Source organism: Sphingomonas sp. Leaf9 (assembly GCF_001421355.1).
In the GTDB taxonomy this organism is placed as follows: domain Bacteria; phylum Pseudomonadota; class Alphaproteobacteria; order Sphingomonadales; family Sphingomonadaceae; genus Sphingomonas.
Genome location: NZ_LMKC01000005.1, coordinates 372237 through 391595, shown reverse-complemented (window position 1 = coordinate 391595; position 19359 = coordinate 372237). Strand labels below are relative to the sequence as shown.

General features: G+C 61.9%; 23 protein-coding genes and 1 tRNA gene. 20 read left to right on the top strand and 4 right to left on the bottom strand.

What is annotated here, in order from left to right:
• The first annotated feature begins 720 nt into the window (after positions 1-720).
• The 6 genes from ASE58_RS15590 to ASE58_RS17995 all read left to right on the top strand — a co-directional run bounded on the left by ASE58_RS15590 (position 721) and on the right by ASE58_RS17995 (position 6127).
• Positions 721-1302: a GTA-gp10 family protein gene (locus ASE58_RS15590; protein WP_055823257.1), complete on the top strand. Its 582-nt coding sequence runs from the start codon at positions 721-723 to the stop codon at positions 1300-1302.
• 17 nt (positions 1303-1319) lie between these two features.
• Complete coding sequence (locus tag ASE58_RS15585) at positions 1320-1697, top strand: HK97 gp10 family phage protein (RefSeq protein WP_162233533.1); 378 nt, start codon at positions 1320-1322, stop codon at positions 1695-1697.
• Between the two features lie 3 nt (positions 1698-1700).
• Positions 1701-4532, top strand: coding sequence for a tape measure protein (locus tag ASE58_RS15580; RefSeq protein ID WP_055823251.1), 2832 nt, complete (start codon positions 1701-1703; stop codon positions 4530-4532).
• 15 nt (positions 4533-4547) lie between these two features.
• Positions 4548-4676, top strand: coding sequence for a hypothetical protein (locus ASE58_RS18470; protein ID WP_268795080.1), 129 nt, complete (start codon positions 4548-4550; stop codon positions 4674-4676).
• A gap of 539 nt (positions 4677-5215) precedes the next feature.
• Complete coding sequence (locus ASE58_RS15570) at positions 5216-5449, top strand: hypothetical protein (protein ID WP_055823245.1); 234 nt, start codon at positions 5216-5218, stop codon at positions 5447-5449.
• Between the two features lie 84 nt (positions 5450-5533).
• On the top strand, positions 5534-6127 hold the full coding sequence (locus tag ASE58_RS17995) for a hypothetical protein (protein WP_156347766.1): 594 nt from the start codon (positions 5534-5536) through the stop codon (positions 6125-6127).
• An 86-nt stretch (positions 6128-6213) separates the two neighbouring features.
• On the opposite strand, the gene ASE58_RS18585 is transcribed toward ASE58_RS17995, so the two are convergent.
• The gene (locus tag ASE58_RS18585; protein WP_443024674.1) at positions 6214-6453 is read right to left on the bottom strand and encodes a helix-turn-helix domain-containing protein; all 240 of its coding nucleotides are present in this window, start codon (positions 6451-6453) and stop codon (positions 6214-6216) included.
• Positions 6454-6605: 152 nt separating this feature from the next.
• Here ASE58_RS18585 and ASE58_RS15565 point away from each other — a divergent pair, with 152 nt between their 5' ends.
• The 10 genes from ASE58_RS15565 (at position 6606) to ASE58_RS15520 (ending at position 11066) form a co-directional block, all read left to right on the top strand.
• A complete protein-coding gene (locus tag ASE58_RS15565) occupies positions 6606-6875 on the top strand; it encodes a hypothetical protein (protein WP_156347765.1) in 270 nt (89 codons plus the stop codon).
• 3 nt (positions 6876-6878) lie between these two features.
• Positions 6879-7313 (top strand): hypothetical protein, encoded by a 435-nt coding sequence (locus ASE58_RS15560; RefSeq protein WP_055823241.1) that lies wholly within the window; start codon positions 6879-6881, stop codon positions 7311-7313.
• Between the two features lie 2 nt (positions 7314-7315).
• Entirely contained in the window at positions 7316-7756 is a 441-nt protein-coding gene (locus ASE58_RS15555) for a hypothetical protein (protein WP_055823238.1), read from the top strand.
• A gap of 2 nt (positions 7757-7758) precedes the next feature.
• The gene (locus tag ASE58_RS15550) at positions 7759-8016 is read left to right on the top strand and encodes a hypothetical protein (RefSeq protein WP_156347764.1); all 258 of its coding nucleotides are present in this window, start codon (positions 7759-7761) and stop codon (positions 8014-8016) included.
• A gap of 3 nt (positions 8017-8019) precedes the next feature.
• Positions 8020-8268, top strand: coding sequence for a hypothetical protein (locus ASE58_RS15545; RefSeq protein WP_055823232.1), 249 nt, complete (start codon positions 8020-8022; stop codon positions 8266-8268).
• On the top strand, positions 8268-8795 hold the full coding sequence (locus ASE58_RS15540; protein WP_055823229.1) for a hypothetical protein: 528 nt from the start codon (positions 8268-8270) through the stop codon (positions 8793-8795). Before ASE58_RS15545 ends, ASE58_RS15540 begins: the two co-directional genes overlap by 1 nt.
• 25 nt (positions 8796-8820) lie before the next feature.
• A complete protein-coding gene (locus ASE58_RS15535; RefSeq protein WP_055894790.1) occupies positions 8821-9294 on the top strand; it encodes a hypothetical protein in 474 nt (157 codons plus the stop codon).
• Between the two features lies 1 nt (position 9295).
• Positions 9296-9763: a hypothetical protein gene (locus ASE58_RS15530; RefSeq protein WP_055823221.1), complete on the top strand. Its 468-nt coding sequence runs from the start codon at positions 9296-9298 to the stop codon at positions 9761-9763.
• 525 nt (positions 9764-10288) lie between these two features.
• Positions 10289-10495: a hypothetical protein gene (locus ASE58_RS15525; RefSeq protein ID WP_055823219.1), complete on the top strand. Its 207-nt coding sequence runs from the start codon at positions 10289-10291 to the stop codon at positions 10493-10495.
• A gap of 67 nt (positions 10496-10562) precedes the next feature.
• Positions 10563-11066, top strand: a complete 504-nt coding sequence (locus tag ASE58_RS15520; protein WP_235513644.1) for a hypothetical protein — start codon at positions 10563-10565, stop codon at positions 11064-11066.
• A gap of 96 nt (positions 11067-11162) precedes the next feature.
• On the opposite strand, the gene ASE58_RS15515 is transcribed toward ASE58_RS15520, so the two are convergent.
• Positions 11163-12551: an ATP-binding protein gene (locus ASE58_RS15515; RefSeq protein WP_235515926.1), complete on the bottom strand. Its 1389-nt coding sequence runs from the start codon at positions 12549-12551 to the stop codon at positions 11163-11165.
• Positions 12552-13640: 1089 nt separating this feature from the next.
• On the opposite strand from ASE58_RS15515, the gene ASE58_RS15510 reads away from it, so the two are divergent.
• Both ASE58_RS15510 and ASE58_RS15505 read left to right on the top strand, forming a co-directional pair.
• On the top strand, positions 13641-14210 hold the full coding sequence (locus tag ASE58_RS15510; RefSeq protein WP_156347763.1) for a hypothetical protein: 570 nt from the start codon (positions 13641-13643) through the stop codon (positions 14208-14210).
• Positions 14211-14611: 401 nt separating this feature from the next.
• Positions 14612-14866, top strand: coding sequence for a helix-turn-helix domain-containing protein (locus tag ASE58_RS15505; protein WP_082468112.1), 255 nt, complete (start codon positions 14612-14614; stop codon positions 14864-14866).
• A gap of 34 nt (positions 14867-14900) precedes the next feature.
• Here ASE58_RS15505 and ASE58_RS15500 read toward each other — a convergent pair whose 3' ends face one another.
• The gene (locus tag ASE58_RS15500) at positions 14901-16283 is read right to left on the bottom strand and encodes a methyl-accepting chemotaxis protein (protein ID WP_082468110.1); all 1383 of its coding nucleotides are present in this window, start codon (positions 16281-16283) and stop codon (positions 14901-14903) included.
• Positions 16284-16529: 246 nt separating this feature from the next.
• Here ASE58_RS15500 and ASE58_RS15495 point away from each other — a divergent pair, with 246 nt between their 5' ends.
• A complete protein-coding gene (locus tag ASE58_RS15495; RefSeq protein ID WP_055823209.1) occupies positions 16530-17828 on the top strand; it encodes a cation:proton antiporter in 1299 nt (432 codons plus the stop codon).
• 128 nt (positions 17829-17956) lie between these two features.
• Here the strand turns inward: ASE58_RS15495 and ASE58_RS15490 are convergent.
• Positions 17957-18032, bottom strand: a tRNA-Thr gene (locus ASE58_RS15490).
• A gap of 160 nt (positions 18033-18192) precedes the next feature.
• Between ASE58_RS15490 and ASE58_RS15485 the strand changes: the two genes are divergently transcribed.
• A complete protein-coding gene (locus tag ASE58_RS15485) occupies positions 18193-19329 on the top strand; it encodes a PAS domain-containing protein (RefSeq protein ID WP_055823205.1) in 1137 nt (378 codons plus the stop codon).
• Positions 19330-19359: the final 30 nt, after the last annotated feature.

Sequence of the window (19359 nt, the reverse complement as noted above, 5' to 3'; positions counted from 1 at the left end):
TCGGGTTACCGCTCTGCAGTTGTCTGTTGTCCTACGGAACGACAGTGCGGCGGCACGCTTCTCCCAAGGGCGCCGAGCCTCGTCCGTCATACAGCAAGGCGGGCGGGGCTCGATTATTTCTGCGGTGCCGGGGAAACGGCAAACGCTTCGTCGCGGTGATGCCTGACTGCGGGGCGTCCCCGCTAGAGCGGGGGAGCAATCGCCGTTTCATCTCCGCCTACAGATCGTACGGACGATCCCCGCTGTAGCGAGGTAGTTGCTATTGCCACCGCTTAACCGCGGTAGCGCGCAATTGCATGTGATGTTGAAAAAGTGTGCGAACAGGTTCTAGACCCTGCATTCGATCTGTCCCATTTTACTAATACCGACCCTGTTTGAACGGTCGAACTGTTTCATGCAGCGTGTTTTCGCAGGGTAAACCCCAATCGGACAGCCCCGCGTTGGGCGGGCTCTGATGCACCTCGGAACCGTTGGTATAACCTGGGTGTCGGAAGGTTGGCCCTTGCACAGGGCACCGAGGATTAACATTCGTAGACATCGCAGTCTGAACTTTTTTGAAACGGTTCCCTTACGGGACCATAGGGTCGGCAGCCGATTGGCTTTCGCTATCCGCGGCCTTTCCCATGCTCTGTCGCCCGGTGGCGGCGGTATCACCCCTTACCCCCACCATTATTCTCTCCCCCAGCTGCACAACGGCTACGCAACGGCAGAGACGAGCACATGGCGACCACCGAGCCCCGCAAGATGCACACGGCGACGATGCCGGACGGCAAGACGTTCCGCTATCCCGCCGCCGACGTGAATGTCCGCATTGACGAATGGATCGAGGCCTTCGACGGGCATTACCGGTTTGCGCTTCCCATGGCGCAGATTGACGAACTGCAACGCAAGGTCGGTTGCAGCCTGTTCGAACTCTACGGGCGCGTGATGCGCGGTCGGTACGAGGCGGCGGGCGAGCCGATCGCTCTCGCTGTCGAAGGTGTCGCCAGTCCGCAAGAATGCTGGGAAACCATTCGGCTCGGGCTGATCGGCGGCGGCATGGCCTATGTCGATGACAAGCAAGTCCCGGTCGACGCAGTAACGGCTAAGCGGCTGGTCGAAAACTATGTGCAGCCCGGCCCAGTTGTCGATGCCTGGGGCCTTGCCGCTATCATCATTGACCGGCGCATTCACGGACGGCCGGCCCGCCCCGAAGAAGAGGGCGCGAGAGAGCCGGCAATCCCGCTGGACGCCCTGCCGGCGGGGTCGCGTGAAGCGTTCCTAGCAGCGCGTGCCAGCCGTGCCGCCGAGAAGGCCGAGTAATGCCACGGCCGGGGCGGATGGGATCGCTGCCAAACGCCATCATCCGCGAAATGGAGAAGGTGTTGCGGGAGGCGGGCGAGAACGTCCAAACGCGCGCGCAGCGGTCCATCACCGAGGGTTCGCAATCCGGCATGAACCACGTTGTTTCTGCGCCCGGCTCCCCTCCGAACAACGACAGCGGCGTTCTGGCAGACGGCATCGAGACTGTCCGCATGGGGCCGCTGCATCTGCGCGTGCAGTCGACAGCCGATTATGGCGCCGCGCTTGAACTGGGCACAAGCCGCATGGCCGCGCGCCCGTACATGGCACCCGCACGAGACGCCGAGCGCGTGCCCACGCGCCGTGATCTTGCCAAGGCCTTCAACCAAGCCGTTCGGCGGCATTTCAGGAAATAGAACATGCCCGCGCTCGACCCCCTGATTTTTGATTTGCAGGTCCGTTATCGCGACTTGGAGCAGAACACGCGGAACGCCAGCCGCCTCTTCACGACGGAAACCGACCGAATGAAGCGCGCCAGCGCCGACATGACGGCGCGGTTGCAGCGGGACAGCGGCGCTATCGCGGGCAGCATCAAGGGCCTCGCCGGCAGCTTCGCCGCCTATTTCAGCGGCAAGGAACTGGTCGGGCTAATTGACGGCTTCACGCGACTGCAAAACAGCCTGCGCGTGGCTGGCGTTGAAGGCGCGGCGCTCGATGCGGCACAAAAACGGCTGTTCGCGTCGGCGCAGAAATACGGCGTCGAGATTGGTGGGCTTACCTCGCTGTTTGGCACCCTGACTCAAGCGTCCAAGGAATTGGGCGTTACACAGGCCGACGTGTTCAAGGTGACGGACACGGTTAGCGCTTCGCTGAAAATCACAGGTGCTACGGCCGAGCAGGCGGGCGGTGCGCTATTGCAGCTCGGGCAGGCATTGCGCGGCGGGAAGGTCCAAGCCGAAGAATACAACTCGCTGTTAGATGGCCTGTACCCGTTGCTTGAGGCGGCAGCGACTGGTTCCGATCGGTTCGGCGGCTCTGTCGCCAAACTGACCGCCGCCGTTAAGGACGGCAAGGTTTCGTCCAAGGAGTTTTTCGACGCCATCGTCCAAGGTTCGACGGCAATTGAAGCGAAGGCGGCGCGGGCGGCTGATACGATCACCGGCGGCTATACCCGGATTACTAACGCCTTGACGATCTATGTCGGGGAGAGCGCCAAGGCGAACGGGGCAACCGCCTCGTTGGTCGGGGCGATGGATCTACTGGCCGACAACATCGACGTCATTATTCCGGCTCTGGGCATTCTTGGGGCCGCGCTGGGCGTTGGGCTGGTGACGAACGCACTACGTGCGCAAGGGTCCGTAGCGGGGCTAGGAGCCAGCATTCTGGCGGCGTTCGGAGGCGGCGTCGGGCTTGCCATCACTGGCGTAACCTTGGCGCTGACCGCTTATGCTGCCGAGTCCGCCGAAACCAGCCGCCTGGTCGATCAAGCTGGGGACGCGAACGCCCGTTATAAGGACAGCCTCAAGGCCGCGCAGATCGCCGCAGAAGGCGCTGCCAGCGGGCAAGCAGCGGTTGGCAACCAGTCGCAGGCAGCGGTTCCTAAAATCGACGCTTTCGCCGGCGCGACGGGACGGGCCGCAGCGCAGCTATACAAGCTGGCTCAGGCGCAGAAAGCCGCCGCGATTGAGGGGCTACAGGCAAAGAAGATCGCGACTGAAACCCGTTTGGACGAACTGGCGAAGCGGACGCCTGCAGGCCGCGGTGCCACGGGCCAGCGGAACCGGGAGGCGCTGAGCAGGGGCGACCTGCTCGGGCTGGACTTCTCGAATGTCACGTCGGGCGCGCGCAACCTGTTCAGCAACGGTCGTGCTGACCGGGAGGTCGCAACCGCGATCCAGCAGACGATTGCCGAACGGGATCGTATCGCACGGCAGATTGTAGAAACCCAAGGTCGCCCGCTTGAGAAGTTCGCGCCCCCCGCCGTGACGGCAACGCCGGGTGGCGGCAAGCCTGCCAAGATGCCGAAGGGGCCGGCTGCGCCGAAGGGCAAGACGGCAGAGCAGCTTGCGGACGAACAACAGCGCATCGCCCAAGAGATTGCAAACGCCAACATTGCCTATCTGCGCCAGCTTGAGGGGGCCGCTGCCAGCGCAGAGGAACGCTTGAGGCTGGAGCAGGCTGCGATTGAGGCCAGCCGCGTCGCCAATAATCAGGAGATCGCGAACGATCAGCGCTACAGCGCTGCGCAGCGGCTGGAGTTGCAGGGGTTGAACGACAAGATTGCGGCTTCGCAAAAGGACGAGGCCAGCCGCCGTGAAGCTGAGCGCCTGCGCGTTCAACAGGCGTCGACCGTACAAGAGGCACTCCGCGACGAAGATGCCATGTTGCAGATTCAGGCTCGCCTAACGGGGTCTATCGCTGAGCGGAACCGGATTGAGCAACGCAGGCTTGCGCTGTCCTACGACATGGAGCGGGGCGCGATCGCCGAGGAGCTTGCCCAAGCGTCGATCGCGAACGATACTACTCGGATCGCTGCAGCACGAAAGCGCCTGGCTGACCTCGAAACCCGCGAAACGGCCGACAGCCGGCTCTTGGATCGCGAACAACAGGGTCCGCTCGATAGGTTCAGAACCGACCTAAAGGACGCGCAAGCGAACATCGGGGACAGCATTGAGCAGGCACAGGTGAGCGCGCTCAAGTCCCTCAACGACGGGCTGGCCGACGCGATCACGAACAGTGAATCGCTGGGTGACGTGTTCAAGAACGTGGCGAACAGCATCATCTCGGACTTGATCCGCATTGCCGTCCAACAGGCGATCATCGCGCCCCTGCTTTCCGCTCTTGTCGGCGGTTCGGGCGGCGGGGGCGGTTTCCTTGGCGGGCTGGTTAGAGCGGTAGGTGGCGGCGGGTCACTTCCCGGTTTCGCAACCGGCGGCTCAATGGTGATCGGGGGCAACCCTGGCATTGACCGCAACACGCTTGCCCTGAACGGCCAACCGATCGCGCGCGTGTCCCGCGGAGAAACGCTGGGGATTACGACGGCGAACAGGCCGCTTGCTCGCCCGGCACCGATGCAGCCCGTCGTTCTCAAGGTGTACGCCGACGAAGGCAGCATGTTCGTACCCCGCGTCGAACAAATCAGCGGCAACACGGCCGTGCAGGTCGTTCGTGCGTCGGCACCCGGCATCGTTAAGGCATCGTCGGCGCAAGCCCGCGCTGATGCGCGGCAGGACCAGCGTTTCCGCATGTAACCGTAAGAATGAACGATGTCGACCGAGAATGACGTGCGCCGGATCGTGCAGGACGAGGTGTGCCGAAGCATGGAGGCGTACAACCGCCTTGGGGCTTTCCAGCCTATTCCGACTGAGAAGGGCGACAGCCAGCGTTTGCGCTGATCGTACCGGCACCCCCGGCGGCTGGTGGCAACGGCCCCAGCCGCCTCGCCACCGATCATGTTGCGTGCTAACCCCGCCCGGCAACGGAAGGGGTCACATATGAAGGGTTTAGGGGCTGGGGTCGTTCTAGTCGGCCTAATCGTGTTCGTGCTTGGCCTTCTACAAACCCCGCTAGGCGACATGCTGGTTCGCCCTGCCAGCAGCGCGGAGTACCTAGCCGCTTTGCAGAACAAAGCTCTGCTAACACATACGGGGCTGGCGTTCCTAATTATGGGAACAGTTGTCAGCACTGGTGCCGCGATCGTGGACGCAATCAAGCGGCGTTGATCAGCGATCCGCTTTACGCAGCTGGACATCCGGCCAACCGCTGACCGAAGGTCAACAGTCTGGAATGACCTCGCGGCCAGCCGCTTCTCAATCGCGCCAGCGTAAGGCTTTGCGGCTGGTGCTCTGAACGAACGGAAAAGTGGCGCAAGCGGCCGGGGCGGTAGCCATCCTCCGCCCACCCGTTACGCCTTGGGTGGGCAACGGAGACATACATGGCAACCGATCCTATCCAGGACTTCCACCGCGAAGCGCTAACCCTTCAAGCGACTGAAACGCTTGCCGACATGGGCGAGCTGTTCGTTGGTGACGATGCAGGAGCCGCACTGATCGGGGCCGCGCTCAAGACTTGGGAACGCCGCTGGGGCAACGAATACGCGCTGCAGATGGCCGTGATCGCGCTTGGTACGATTACGAAGGCGCAAACGGCCCCTAACGACCACCACTGACCAGCTATGTGTTCCCGGTGACGCGACACCTGTGCCACCGAGGTGTTGGTAACGGGCCTACCACCGCCATCCTAGCCATGCGGCATGGCACTGCACGACATAGCAAGGCATGTTTCGCTCGAAGGGGTGACGCCCGAGCAAATCGCCGCGATCAACGCTTTGAAAGATGGTGTTCACTATCGCGTCGGCACATGCCGGCGATACCGGTCATGCCCGCCCGACTTCGCCGAAATGTTTATTCGCTTCGGCTGGGGGCGAGCAATCTATGATCACTATGAATGTAGCGATCGTTGCATCGCCCGGTGGATCGATGAATGCGGCGGCGATGAATTGCGTGCCAAGCGAGCCGCAGTATCCGGTTGGCCCTACACGCGTCGGCGCAGCCGTTACCCGACCTATGCCGAAGTGGTCGCGGCGGTATTGCGTGGTGAAGAGGTGTTGCCAGTCCCACGCCGGGTGAAAAAGGCTGCACGCCCGGACAAGCCACTTTTCGACCTTGCGCTAGATCGCGGTTATCGGGTTCGTCGTTGGCGATCAAAGCCAAGTGAATCTTACAGATACCATGTCCGCGACCGGCGCGATCGGCCCGTATCAGGCATTGGCGCCGACGGTGGAACGACTGGCAGCTATGACGAAGTGATGGCGTGGCTCGAGCCCCAGCCGCCTGTTCAATGGTAGATGCGGGATTGTTGCGGTCTGGCTGAAGATAGGGACGCCTTGGCACTGACGGAGTTCGTGTCAAGAGCGGTTGAACATTTTGACGGTCAATCCCGCAGTCGAACGCCAGGCCCGGCGGGTGCAGATGACGTACCTTCATCAATTAGAACTATACCCGCATAGTCTAGTGTTTGGACGAGTTTCGCCAAGGATCCTGTGCTGATCGCTTGGCCACCTTCGAAGCGCTTAACGGTGAGCGCGCTTATGCCAGCTGTCTCCGCCAACTTACTCGCCGACCATCCCAGAAGGGCGCGAGCTGCGCGGCACTGAGGGATTGATAGTGGCACACGCTTTCTATCGTCGGACGTGGCGCGAACGTCAACGGACGCTTGCGAACATCTACGGATAGTGTTACTAAAGGTATCAGTTCGGCCGGACGCGGAGATTGAGCCCTCCAAGCCCGGCCTAACCAAACCACCTGGTTGAGAGGTGAATGGCTATGAAGACCCTAACGCCCTACGTGCGTCCGGCCAAGGTCGCGCGTGCAACATCTTCCCTGACGAACGTAGCGACGAACGCCGTTGAAATGGCTCGTCAGCATCTGCGTACTGGCAACCCCGGTGCCTACGCTCGCCTGCTTGCTGGTCAGCACCGCGCGTCCACGGCGCGGCAGCAGGAAGCGATCGAAGCGGTGATCGCCGCTGACGCCTGCCAGCGCCTGTTCACCCGGCACGCCGCCAACGGCTGCCTCGTCGCGCGGGAGGGCTGATCGATGCTCGCTTCGCGACGCAACCTGATGGCGGCCGTTGCAGTCCTGCCGATCGCCTCGTGTCCCGCACCGGCGCCAGCCGTGCCCACAACCGTCTCTGCCAAACTGGCAGAACTGATCGACGTGGCGAACGACGCCAACGCCACTCAGGCGCGGTTCTATAGCGAGGTGTACGAAGCCCACGAAGAACGCGAGATTGCAGCCCGGCTGGCCGGTGGCGCTCCCTGCCCGATCCCCGACGACGTGACCAGCCTCGACAACGATTTGTGCGCGGCGTCGTCGGAATCCGAAACCCACGTGATGAACTGGCCCGCGGCGACGCCGGCCGACTTTTACGCCAAGGTTGCCGCGATGGTCGAGTTCGGCCTTTTCAACGTGACCGACCAGTCGCTCAACATGCTGGCCGATGCGGCCCGCCTCGCTGGCAAGGAGGCGTGAGCATGTCGAACCTCTCCCGTATCGCCATGCTGGCGCAGCTTCGCAGCGACGTAGCTGGCGACATTGCCGCCGCCGACGCTGCAGCGAACGACCGCAACAACCCCGATGCCGTTTGGGCGCAAACCTCGCTTAACAACGCCTGCCAGAACGACGAGGCAATCACTCGCCTAATGCTGGGGCAGAAGCCGGCGTCGCTTGCAGACGCGCTGTCGCTTCTGATCGCGATCACCGAAGCGACGGACCTTCTGATGGACTTGGCGTGCGAGGCGCCAGCCGAAAGCAAGCTGCACGCCCTCACAAAGTTGGTCGAGCGTGCCGCCGCCAACATCGCCCTGTTCTGCTTCACCCCCAACCCGGCACTGACCGTGCAGGAACAACGGGCGCTGCGGTCCCTGTCGCGTCGGTTCGACCTCCAGCCCGGCAGGACCGGTGGGGAGGCGTGACCATGGCAAGCATCATCGATACCGCCAGGGCGTTCCTTGCCATCGGCGGCCGCGTCTGGATCGGCCCTGACAATTCGCTGGGCGCGATGTTGGACGCAGACCGAATCTTCTCCTGCGATCTGTCCGACGCCGAAACCGAGCGCCGGCAAGCAACGGGACGCGCGTTCCTGTCCGCCAAGGCGGCGGACCCGCACACGGTCGCGACGCTGGTCCGTGAGTACGGCCAGCCGCAAGGGCCCTTCGTCGTGTGGGAGGCCTGACCCATGGCCTATTCGAACCTCCACGCGCTTCGCAGCGCCACCACCTCGTTCGACCCGCGCGCATGGCTATCAACGTTCGTCGCCATCGGCGGCGGCTATGCCTTGGCGTCCGGCCGTAAGCTCTGGCTCGTCGTGCAGGATTGTCCGGCTGACGACCTCACGCCGGTGATGGCGCAGATCGTGGGCAAGCCCGATCGCGCCGAGGCCATTCGCCTTTTCATTGAAGCGCAGCAGAACGGGGAGCTGCACTGATGACGAAGGTCATGAAGCGCGCCCTGTCCGCAATCGAGCCCTGGTACAATTGGGGTTCGGTGACGGTCGAGCGGCTCGACGCGGTTAGCGAGGATCACGGCAACGAAGGCGACGTGCGGTTCTTCGACCTGCAATGGTTCGGGCTGCACCTTTCGTTCCAGATCGGACGCCAGCCGCCCGTCGCTACGGCCGAGCAGGTCGTGCGCCGTGCCCGATACCGCGCCGAGGCTCAACAGCGGCAGGCGGAGCGGGCCGAAGCAAGTACCGTATGGGACGATGCCTATGCGGCGTACATCGACGCCCGGGCGCGTTTCGAGGCATTGCCGATCGGCACCCCCGACGAGGACACGGCCTGTGAAGTATGGGTCGAAGCCATGGATTGCTTGATCGAGGATGTGCCGGCTCCTGATGGGAAGGCCCTCGCGATTAAGGTCGAGCTGGCTGCGTCCCGCGACATTCCCTTTCACCCTGAATGGACCGCCGCCATCGCAGCCGATGCGCGCCGCCTCCATGCGGAGGGCTTCTGACATGGCGAAACCCACAACTGACCTTATGGCGATGTTCGCCGCCCATAATGTCCTGTCCGCGATCGACCGGAAGGAAGCCGAGCAGCCCCAGCCGATCGCGTTGCAGATGTTCGACAGCGTACCGCGCTGGGCCATCGTCTGCGCTGCGGACAGCGACCGTAATGCGCCGCTGATCCGTGCCGGCGAAGTTGTCGTTGCCGAGGATGGGCGCGGCTGGTTGCCGGTCGATGGCGGGCTGTTCCTTGCCGAGTACGTTTCCGCCCCAGCGATCGCCTACGACCGCGAGAAGCGCCATAGCCGCATCGTGCAGACCCGAAAGGGGCCAGACGGCTGGTACCTTGGAGGCATCCGACAGGGCGAGGTTGGGCAGACCGTTTATGTCGCGGACGGCCCCTACGAGGACGCCACTAAGCTGGCCGAGAGGCTGGTGGGCCGCGTCGTCGGCATCCTGCGCACCGCGTCGTTTATCGAGCGCATGGCAACCGAAGGGGGGCGCTAACATGGGCGCCAACCTTTCCCAGCGTCAGGCCGCGTTCGTCGCCGCGCTGACCGCTACCGATCAAGTCCCAGCCGCTGAGCGCGATCGCAACGCCATCCAGTCGCGCCGGGATGCCCATTCCCGATTGAAGGGGGAGCGTTACTGTGCGTGGATGGAGGCACGGGCGGCTTACCATGACGCCTACGCCGCCAGTACGCGGGCGATCGCCGCACGGGTTGCTTGCTTGCCAGAACGCCGCGAACGCGAAGTCAGCCACCGCGCCGCCAGCCGCGCCATGATGGCCGCTTTCCGTGTCCTGATGTTGCTGCCGCTGGTGGGCGCCGACGACGCCAAGGAGCGTCGAGTGATGATCCGCAAGGGGCGCAGCGCGGTCGTTGACCTCATCGGCCGCGACACCTTCGCGGATGCTGAGAGGGAATGGCTAGCGCATATCGAGGCTGACGCCGCCCGGCCGGGGTGGCGAGCATGACGCCCCGCACGCCACCCCCATTCAACCCCACCCGTGTGCCACCCTGCGACGGCGACAAGCCGAGAACCAGTCCGCGGCTACCGGTCTTGTCCGTCGAGGAAGCGCACTACTGGCTAGGCCACGCTTGGGCCGCATACGACCGCGCCCGAGCGAACCCGGAGCCTTACCGCAAACTCGTTTGCCGGGATCCGGGATGCGCCGAGAACTGCGCCCAATGCGGCCTGCAATGCGCGATCATCGTCGGTGTGCTGTGGGGCGCCTACAACGACTATCAGGACGCATTGGCGGCGGCTGGTCCGGTCCTTTCGTTCAGCGGGGCGGTGTATTCCGTCATGGCAGGTCGGGCATGACCTACCTTCCTCCCACAGCGCTCGCAGAGCTCCGCCGCCGAGCCCGCATTGGCCAGTCGTCGCGTTACATCGCGTACGCCATGGGCGTGAACCATGACCATGTTCGCCGCTGCATACGCCCTCTTACAGCCCGAGGTAGGCTTTATGCCCGCCACAGTAGGGCAGGGAGCGGCAGATGACCGCGTTGCTGATCTATCCCGGTCGAGCTGCAGTGCTGCCGATCGAAGCCGTTCTGTCGGCGATCCCGCAGCTTCCGCGCCCGGCGCTCAACCGGCTGGTGGCGCGGATGATCGATCGCCTCGACGACATGGACGGCGACCCTGACCTCGAACCGGACGCCGACGACGAAGACACCCACGACCAGGAGAAGACCGACGACTAGCCTAGCGGGCCACAGCGCCCCAGTCCGCCGCCCTCCGTTCCCGCTGATCGATCCTCGGTCAGCGGGCGTGGGCCGTACTCACCACTTCCGCGAAAGCCTGGCTCTTTCCGAGCGCTTCGGCGACGAATGGTGGCTGCCAATCTACCGGCGTGCGTTTCCTTCGCTCAAGTCGGCTGTAGCGGTCAGGATTGACGGCTGGGCGCAGCGCGGGGGAATCGATCGATTGCTGACGCTGGCGTGTGGCCGAACTTACACGGTGGACGAGAAGATCCGCACGGAGGACTGGCCGGACGTCCTGCTAGAGCGCTGGTCAAACGAGGCAGCGCGTTCGCCTGGATGGGTGCAGAAGCCGTTGGCGGCGGACTTCATCGCCTATGCTCACGCGCCAGCCGCAACATGCGTCCTGCTACCCGTCCCCTCGCTGCAAAGAGCATGGCGTCAGCATGGCCGGCAGTGGATCGGACTCTATGGTCAGCGTCGTGCGCGAAACGCTGGCTACACATCGGTCAGCGTACCGGTCCCGCGTGGCGTGCTCATGCAGGCCATCGTCGAGGCAATGTTTGTTGCGTGACGGGTCGCCGCACAAATTGGGCAGGGTCAAAAAATGACGGTATTCCGCCAGTTTCGGGCTCCCGTTACGGCCGCGGCGGAATTCGAGACAAGTAAGCTAAGCGTAGAAAGGTACGTACTTGGCGAATTTCGACCCCTGGTTTGGATCGAGCGGCTTGATCTTACCTGCGTCCTGTGCATCCCGGATCACGTTTGAAACTTGCGAGATTGCTTTGTCGGGCAGGCCGAAACGCTGGCGCAACGAAGCATTGTTGAATGCCTCGTTGTCCTCGTGCTTGACTTGGGAGTGCTGATAGCAAGCACGAACGCGCTCGTCTGGTGTCATTTCGGCGAAAGTTCGCTTTTTGTAAACTGTTACCGCAGTCGAACCCTCACGAGCTGCAAACAGTGGGGGAGGAAGAACCGCACGTTCAATTTCCTTAACCGCTCTATCGACGCCACTTCCCCTCTGCTCGCAAATACCCACTTCACGCATTAGGCGGGCGAATTCAGGGTTGCGGGTCTGCGTACCTCCGTCAATGAACCGCTCTACATCAATTAATGGACTTCCTGCGTTACTTATACGCGTTCTGTCGTTGTAAATCTCAATCATCGGCCGCTGGCCGGAGACGGTAAAATCTTGATGAACAATCGCGTTAGCAACCAACTCGCGGATCGCAACCTCGGGAAGATCATAGGTCTTTTTACGTAAACCTTGACTCATCTCTTCACGACTAGGAATATAGCCCATGATTGCATCAAAAAGAGGTTGAAAGCCGATCGCGTACCCGAGCTTGCCTTCATTGTCGTGTTCGGCGTCCAAGTTATTCGTCCCCTTATATACAAGGACGCGAGGTGCCTTATGCCTAAGCTCGGGATACTGATTCATATCTCTAGCGCAGCAGAGGCCGAGTAACGCCTTAACTTCATAGCCACCCTGCATGTTATCAAGAATAAGCCCTTTCTGTATCAGGACCTCGATCATATGCATGCGTGAGCGATCACTGACGCCGAATAGATTCAGGAACCTTTTGATCGCAAATCTATCGAACAAACCCTCTTCTGAAATATGGGGTATTAAAGTAGACGACTCAAAAGAGTAGCTGGAAGTTATTTGCCAAATTGCCCGTTGTTTCTCGGAATGATTCCGTAACGACGTTAAGTTAGATCCAACACGTATAAACTCTTCGCCGTTGAAACTGACCGGCTGCTGATAGCCGGGCTCAATGACCAAAATCTCAACTCTATTGCCTGCAACCATCACAGTTTCGATTGCTAGGTTTATCTTCGGCGTAAGTTTCTGGGAAAGCCAAAATAGCAAGTCAGAATTGCCGGCACCCTTCTTATTTTCGAGGTGAACGGTTGTGCCAACAACATCGTGCGTGCCGTCTTCGATGCCCCAGACCATAAAGGCGTGCTGCTTCCGGGCCAGCATAGCGGCATTGGCCATGCCCGATACATATCGTCCGACAGTGTCAGGGTTAAAGGTGTCGACTTTGAACTCCACCCATCCTGTTTCGGCCGGCAGCGAACAAAGGTGTGCAACGAACGCCTCGCCGTCGTGAAGCTCAAAAGGCAAAATCGGTCCTCGTTAAAACGCCATCGTCAATGGCTGGTCATACAACGAAAATGCAATCTGGCCCTAGTCACCTGTACGGACCGGCGCCGTCAAGTTCGCCATCCCATGCGGACACGTCCATCACTACTCGACGTTGGGTGATGGGGCGTCTTTCTCGGTCTGTCAGCATAGCGCGCCGGGATCACTTGGCAGGCTTACACGCGGACTTATGTCTTGCTCTAGTGCCTCTCCATCTACCAAACCCACTTCGACCTTCACGCCTTCCTGAACGGAACCCCGCGCAGTCGATGTCGCTTTGCCGCAACCACCCGGCATTTATACAAAGCAGATAGCTAGGAACCGCGGCTGAACCGCGCGAAGAGATGCAAAAGGTGTCGATGCTGCGCGGTCGACGCGTCGGCTGGAGAGCGGCTGTGTAACCGTAGCGCATGAAAACGACCTTCCGCCTTTCGGCGGTCAAAGCCCCACCGGTGAACGGACCACCTCCCTACGGGTCGAGGGAGCACCGCTAAACCGACGTTCGGCCGATCGAGAGCCATGCACACCCTACGCAAGCTGCGCGTGCAGAAATGCCCGGTATTCCGTCATTTTTCGGACAGGAACACGCGATCCCAAGCGACTAACTTTTGATCCCGTCCGATCCCAAATCGTAGGGCGTTGTTATTCAGCCATTTTTTGGGGATCGAATGGGATCGACCTCCCGTGTACGGACGCGCGCGAGCCCGTAAGCCCCGAACATAAAACTAGCTCGTCGCCTACCTCTCCCGCCCTCCAGCAAGATGGTCGAAGCACAGCAGTTGGCCGCGATACGCGTCCTCCTATTAGTGACGCCGCTACAGCGACCAGCGCCACTAGCCTGCGCACCCCCGCCTATGACATGACTTGGTGATGATGCGGTCGCCACTTCCAAACCGCCTGCAGCTGTCTCTCGCGGCATGCCTTCTTTCGGCCGCAACCGGGACGTCGGCTCAGCTTCCGTCGAACAGCCTTCCCGCGATCATCCAAGACGAACGGGTCTTGATCGGCAAGTACCGGTACGTCGAACGCGCGGACGGTATGAAGATCGATGTCGAGATCAACGCCGACCGTTCCGCAACGTACCGGATCCGCGCTGGTGCCGACGATGCCGAGTTCATGGAGGCCAAGGGGGTGTGGACCTATGACGGGGACACCCTTCACATCCACAATCAGCCTGGTCCGGTTAGGCTTGAACAGGCGGCACCCCCTGTGCGCGATGGGAAGGTCGGCTTGGCCGTCAGTGTCAAAACGGCTGACGGGTCAAGCGCTGAAGGCTTGGGAGTGACATGGCCCGACGCCAACGGTCTCTTCGCTATGACGGGCGGCAGCTACTCATGGTCGGCCGCTGACGTCGCCCAGGCAAAGCGGTTCTTCGTCATGCGGATAAGCGACCGGAAAATCCTTCAGGAGGTTCCGTTGCAGTCGGGCGGTCCGAACCGCTTTCAGTTCACCTACTATCCGAGCGACGTAGAGCCGTTCGACATACCCGCCATCGCGCTCGACGAACGCGCGGACCGGTTAGAGGTAGAGGTCGGCACCTCCTACGCCCGTCTCGATCGGGTTCGTTGAAGGAATCATTCCGCCGACCGGCAGGCGCGTGTAGCACAATGTCCCACAGGTAATCCGTTGATTTTAAACGATGTGGCACAACGTGGGACAAAGCGTAACACGTTGTGACACCCAAGCGGTCGAAGCTAAGGCATTGCAAATACTAGAGTTGTTCGACCGTTAGGTTGCGTAGGGTGTGTGCGTCGAATGCACCCATCTTACCGGAGCGACTGTGCTCGGGGAGGGATCGATGAAGCGTTCAACTGCTTCAGCCCCAAACCCCTGAGCGGCGATCGGCCGCGGTTGTGACGATACCGGCTCAACTGACACGGATTGCCTCTTGCATCGGAGCGCCGCGCAGGACACCATCCCGTTGTCCAAAAGCCGATAGCTCAGGATCGTCCCTGCTAAGGCGATCCCTGATGAACAAGACATCTGCGCCCACCAAAGGCGGGCGTTCTATCACTCCTCTCACCATCTCGGTGAACGACGCCCTTGCCATGCTCGGCATAGGGCGCACCCGCTTTTACGAGTTGGTAGCGGCCGGTGAGATCGCAACGATCAAGCTTGGCCGACGTCGTCTCGTACAGGTTGCATCGCTGCAACGTCTCGCATCCGAAGGGTACGACCCGCCACCGCGATACGTGAAGCCGGAACAGCTCCTAATGAACTTTTGAGCGGGCGGCGTCCTTCGGCTGGAACGGGGGCAGGTTATCCCTGGTCCTCGTACGCCAGCTGAAGGACGCCCCAGTGCGCACCGTTGACATTGATCGACGCGATGACCTGCTTGAGCAAAACTACCCCACCGTTTGCTAGAGGGCGCCTATAGGCCTTCAGGCAGAACGGCTTCGTGATTTTGACCTGCTGGGCAGTGTCGGGAAAACGGAAGAACAAGCCGGCGCGCGAATGCTCTTCGTTCCATGCCCGCTCGCCTCGACGCTGGGGCAGCGAGCGTTCCGGCATCGCTACCGCGCCGAAGCATCGGCGGTCGGTAAAGCTCATGCCGAAGAATCCAGGAAACTTCCTCGCGGCTTCCTGATGAGGGCGGGCGAGTGTCGTAATCAACACCATCGCCGGGTGAGTGAAGAGCGGTGGATCCGAATCTTCGACGGGACTGTAAGCGTCACTCAGGATCGCGCGCTGGTCTAGTCGTCCATCTTCGACCGCCTCGCTTATGCCGTTAGATACCGCTAGTGCTGCCTCAATGGCAAAGCGGATATAGGGCCGGTCCGGCATATCCGCTCCGCTTTCGGCAAGCATCTGCAGCAGGTCGTTTGTATCGTCACTTACCGAGGTAAGGCGATGGGACAGGCGCTGGAGGCCAGAAGCGTTGTCGGTAGAGGTTTCTGCAAGCTGGCCAAGTCCGGTCCTGACCTCGTCTACAGCGGACACGATCGAGGCTACCCGGTCGCTCACCGTTCCACTGTTTTGCTCGAGACCCTCCATCAATTGGCGTATCTCAGCGACGCGCACCTTTACGTCCTGCGTTCCTGTATGCGTCGCTTGAGCCTTGGAAACGCCGAGCTGCACACGCGACAGCATCGCTTCTGCCTGGGAGGTCAGGGCGCCAATTGACGCACTGATGCGGGATGTGGCTCGCGCGGTTTCTTGAGCCAGCTTCTTCACTTCGCTCGCGACCACGGCGAAGCCGCGTCCCGCATCGCCAGCTCTAGCCGCTTCGATCGTGGCGTTGAGTGCGAGGAGATTTGTCTGGCCGGCAATATCGTCGATTGAGACGGTCACCTTACCGACGTCCTCAAGTGCCGCCGTGAAGGCGCCGAGGCTCTCGTGGATAAGGCTAACCTGACCGATCAGATCGAGCACGTCGCCCATCGCTGTATCGATCTGAACCTGCGAATTGGCGAGCAGGCCATGAGCGCCGGTTGTGGCGCCCAGCGATTGCTCTGCAGCGATCGATACGTTCTGTGCATCTCGAACGAGGAGATCGGTTTGCGATCCAAGATCGTCGATAGTGCTTGCCTGTGCGGTAACGCGGGTAGCGAGCTCCGATATGTCGGCCTGCAGGTCCAACGTCCTAATGCCAAGCTCGCCTGAGCGGCGGGCGGCTTCGGCGATCGTTCGATCGAGTTCCACGGCGTCTCCTTCCAGATACGCTGGTAACCATACAGCTTTAACGAAGCCCTACGGGCGCAGCTATCCGGTTGACCGTCAACGCGAATTGGCTCGTGGTTGGCCTTCCGCGATATTTGAATCCCGAGCAGGTCGGCATGCTTTCCAAGCGGATCGTAGCCGGCACGAAGCATTGCCGTACACTGGACCATCCCCCCGCGGCTTTAGCGACGCGTGCGGCCAAGCTCGTTCGTCAGCCGTTAGCGATACATGACGGAAAGCCTTTCCCCCGATCCCTACATCCTGATTATGACCGGGGCCGGGTTACTGATTGCGCTGGTGGCTTGGTTGCCGTTGGCGCTGAAACGGTTGCCGCTGTCTCTGCCGATCGTGTGCATTGGTATCGGAGTCGCGGTCTTTCTGCTCCCGCAGGTAACGCTGCGGCCGCTGCCGTATCTGTATCCCGACATAACTGAGCGGTTCGCCGAGTTCGTCGTCATCATTGCCTTGATGGGGGCGGGCCTCAAAATCGATCGTCCATTCGGCTGGCATCAATGGTCGATTACATGGCGACTGCTGGCGATCACGATGCCGCTCGGCATTCTAGCGATCACTGGCCTGGGCATAGCGGCGTTGGGCTTGCCACTCGCTGTGGCGCTGTTGCTGGCTGCAAGCTTGGCGCCGACGGATCCGGTTCTGGCGGCGGACGTGCAGGTCGGACCGCCCAAGACCGGTGACGAGGACGAGGTGCGCTTTGGGCTGACGTCAGAAGCCGGGCTCAATGACGGTGCCGCGTTCCCATTCGTCCATCTCGCCATACTGCTGGCCGTCGCCGCTCCTGCAGGCGAGCCGTGGCTGACGGAATGGCTGAGCTACCGCGTACTCTGGGAGATCGTCGGCGGAATCGCTGGGGGTTGGCTCGTCGGCCGGGTGTTCGGCTGGCTAACCTTCCACATCCCCGCCGAATCGAAGCTGGCCCGAACCGGTGACGGCCTGATCGCGCTGTCGGCGACTTTCGTGTCGTACGGCCTGACCGAGATATTTCACGTCTACGGGTTCCTCGCCGTATTCGTCACGGCGCTCACCTTCCGAAGCGCGCACCGCGACCACGAGTTTCAGGACGAGATGCACGCCATCACCGAGCAAATAGAGCGGCTCGCGATGATGGTGCTGCTGATCCTGTTCGGTGGAGCGCTGGTGAGTGGATTGCTGACGCCAATTACCTGGATGGATGGCGCGGTGGCACTGGTGATCCTGCTGATCGTACGGCCGCTGACCGGCTGGATCGGACTGCTCGGATGCTCCGGAGATAGAGGCGAGAAGCTCACGTTATCCTTCTTCGGCATCCGCGGCGTCGGTTCGATCTACTACCTGGCTTACGGTATCAACCACATGCCTGTCGGTGACGCCGCCCATCTGTGGGCCATCGTAGGGTTAATCGTCCTGTTCTCGATCTTGCTTCACGGCCTGACGGTCACGCCAATCATGCGATCGCTTGACGAGCGCCGTGGGGTAGATCCTGATGCAAAGCGGGTGGCGCCACCCGGCCTCCAAGGACCAGCAAGCTGATTCGATCGGTCGCTGTTGTTCGCCCATGTTCGACTCAATTCGAACGGAAATGAGGGAACAAACGGTCGAACGCCGGACATGCAATACGCCGCAAGCGGCTGTAATTGCTCGATTATTCGCGATGGAGGTGGTGCCGCTTACAGGACTCGAACCTGTGACCCCCGCATTACGAATGCGATGCTCTACCAACTGAGCTAAAGCGGCCCGGGACGGCGTGCCGTCTGGAGGCGCGCGCTTACCAATCCGGGCGGCTGGTGGCAAGCGGATTTGCGTTCGTTGCCGTTCGTTGGCGGTTTTACCGGAAGTTTACCCTGGCGGGTCCACAACCCGACCCCATCGGGCAGACCGCCCCTGGGGACGGATTATGGACATCGTGCGCGGATCGAACGAGCAGCCGGGTGGCGGCGACGACGATCGCGAAGGCGTTGGTGGCGACGTGATGGTCGTGGGAACCGACGAGCGGCGGATGCATGTCCGCGCCTATAATCACTGGGTGTCGCTGCTGGCCGGGCGCCCTTGTCCGTTGATCGACGCGCTGGACCCGGCGGGAATCGCCGATTTCGGGCCGAACAGCGTGCTGCTGGATTTCACCGACGGCCATGACGATGGCATGATCCGCTTCCTGGGCCATGCGCTGCGCGAGGAAAGCGGCACCGATTCGTCGATCGTCCGGCTGAGCCAGGTGCCGCCGCGGTCGCTATTGTCCCGCCTGACCGATCATTACATGCAGATCATCGCCAACCGTGCGCCGATCGGATTCGAGGCGGAGTTTGTCGGCCACCGCGGATTCCCGATGCTCTATCGCGGCATCCTGATGCCGTTTTCGTCGGACGGCGATGCGATCGATTATCTGTACGGCGTCATCAACTGGAAGGAAGTGGTCGACACCGCCACCCAGTCGCAGCTGGCCGCCGAACTGGCCGAATCGCGGCGTGCCGCGCCCCGCCGGGCGATGCCGGCGGCGGCATGGGCCGATGGTCCGAGCGCCGCGCTGGCCGCACCGGCTGCCGCACCGTCGCTGACCGAACGGCTGGTCGAGGTCCGACGGCAGGTCGACGCGGCGCGTCGCGCGGCGGACGACACCGCGCCGTCGATGCAGGCCGCGCTGGCCGGTGCCTATGATTTCCTGCTGGCGACCGAGCGTGAGCCGGCGGGCTATGCCGCGATGCTGGTCGGGGCGGGCCTGACCGTCGATCCGCGCGCGCCGGTCGAGGCGCTGGTCCGGCTGGTCTTTGGCGAGGGGCAGGATGACCATGCCCGGCTGCTGGCGCGCGCCCACCGCGCCGGGGTGGGCGAGGGCGAGCTGTCCGACTGGATCGAACGCACCGCCGGGCGTCCGGCGGCGGCGACCCCGCCGATCGTCGTGCCGGTGGCGTCGGGCGATGCCGGCTATGTCCTGCTGCTCGCGCGTGCGGTCGATGCCGGGTCGGTCGAGATACTGGGCCGTGTCGATGCCGATGACGATCTGATCGCCGCTGCACGGGATCAGCTGGGGCTCTGACCGGCCGGTCGTTTCTCGTAATATAATTAC

Coding starts and splice junctions, on each gene's coding strand:
- ASE58_RS15590 (WP_055823257.1), top strand. CDS start 721: ATGGCGACCACCGAGCCCCGCAAGATGCACACGGCGACGATGCCGGAC.
- ASE58_RS15585 (WP_162233533.1), top strand. CDS start 1,320: ATGGGATCGCTGCCAAACGCCATCATCCGCGAAATGGAGAAGGTGTTG.
- ASE58_RS15580 (WP_055823251.1), top strand. CDS start 1,701: ATGCCCGCGCTCGACCCCCTGATTTTTGATTTGCAGGTCCGTTATCGC.
- ASE58_RS18470 (WP_268795080.1), top strand. CDS start 4,548: ATGTCGACCGAGAATGACGTGCGCCGGATCGTGCAGGACGAGGTGTGC.
- ASE58_RS15570 (WP_055823245.1), top strand. CDS start 5,216: ATGGCAACCGATCCTATCCAGGACTTCCACCGCGAAGCGCTAACCCTT.
- ASE58_RS17995 (WP_156347766.1), top strand. CDS start 5,534: ATGGCACTGCACGACATAGCAAGGCATGTTTCGCTCGAAGGGGTGACG.
- ASE58_RS15565 (WP_156347765.1), top strand. CDS start 6,606: ATGAAGACCCTAACGCCCTACGTGCGTCCGGCCAAGGTCGCGCGTGCA.
- ASE58_RS15560 (WP_055823241.1), top strand. CDS start 6,879: ATGCTCGCTTCGCGACGCAACCTGATGGCGGCCGTTGCAGTCCTGCCG.
- ASE58_RS15555 (WP_055823238.1), top strand. CDS start 7,316: ATGTCGAACCTCTCCCGTATCGCCATGCTGGCGCAGCTTCGCAGCGAC.
- ASE58_RS15550 (WP_156347764.1), top strand. CDS start 7,759: ATGGCAAGCATCATCGATACCGCCAGGGCGTTCCTTGCCATCGGCGGC.
- ASE58_RS15545 (WP_055823232.1), top strand. CDS start 8,020: ATGGCCTATTCGAACCTCCACGCGCTTCGCAGCGCCACCACCTCGTTC.
- ASE58_RS15540 (WP_055823229.1), top strand. CDS start 8,268: ATGACGAAGGTCATGAAGCGCGCCCTGTCCGCAATCGAGCCCTGGTAC.
- ASE58_RS15535 (WP_055894790.1), top strand. CDS start 8,821: ATGGCGATGTTCGCCGCCCATAATGTCCTGTCCGCGATCGACCGGAAG.
- ASE58_RS15530 (WP_055823221.1), top strand. CDS start 9,296: ATGGGCGCCAACCTTTCCCAGCGTCAGGCCGCGTTCGTCGCCGCGCTG.
- ASE58_RS15525 (WP_055823219.1), top strand. CDS start 10,289: ATGACCGCGTTGCTGATCTATCCCGGTCGAGCTGCAGTGCTGCCGATC.
- ASE58_RS15505 (WP_082468112.1), top strand. CDS start 14,612: ATGAACAAGACATCTGCGCCCACCAAAGGCGGGCGTTCTATCACTCCT.
- ASE58_RS15495 (WP_055823209.1), top strand. CDS start 16,530: ATGACGGAAAGCCTTTCCCCCGATCCCTACATCCTGATTATGACCGGG.
- ASE58_RS15485 (WP_055823205.1), top strand. CDS start 18,193: ATGGACATCGTGCGCGGATCGAACGAGCAGCCGGGTGGCGGCGACGAC.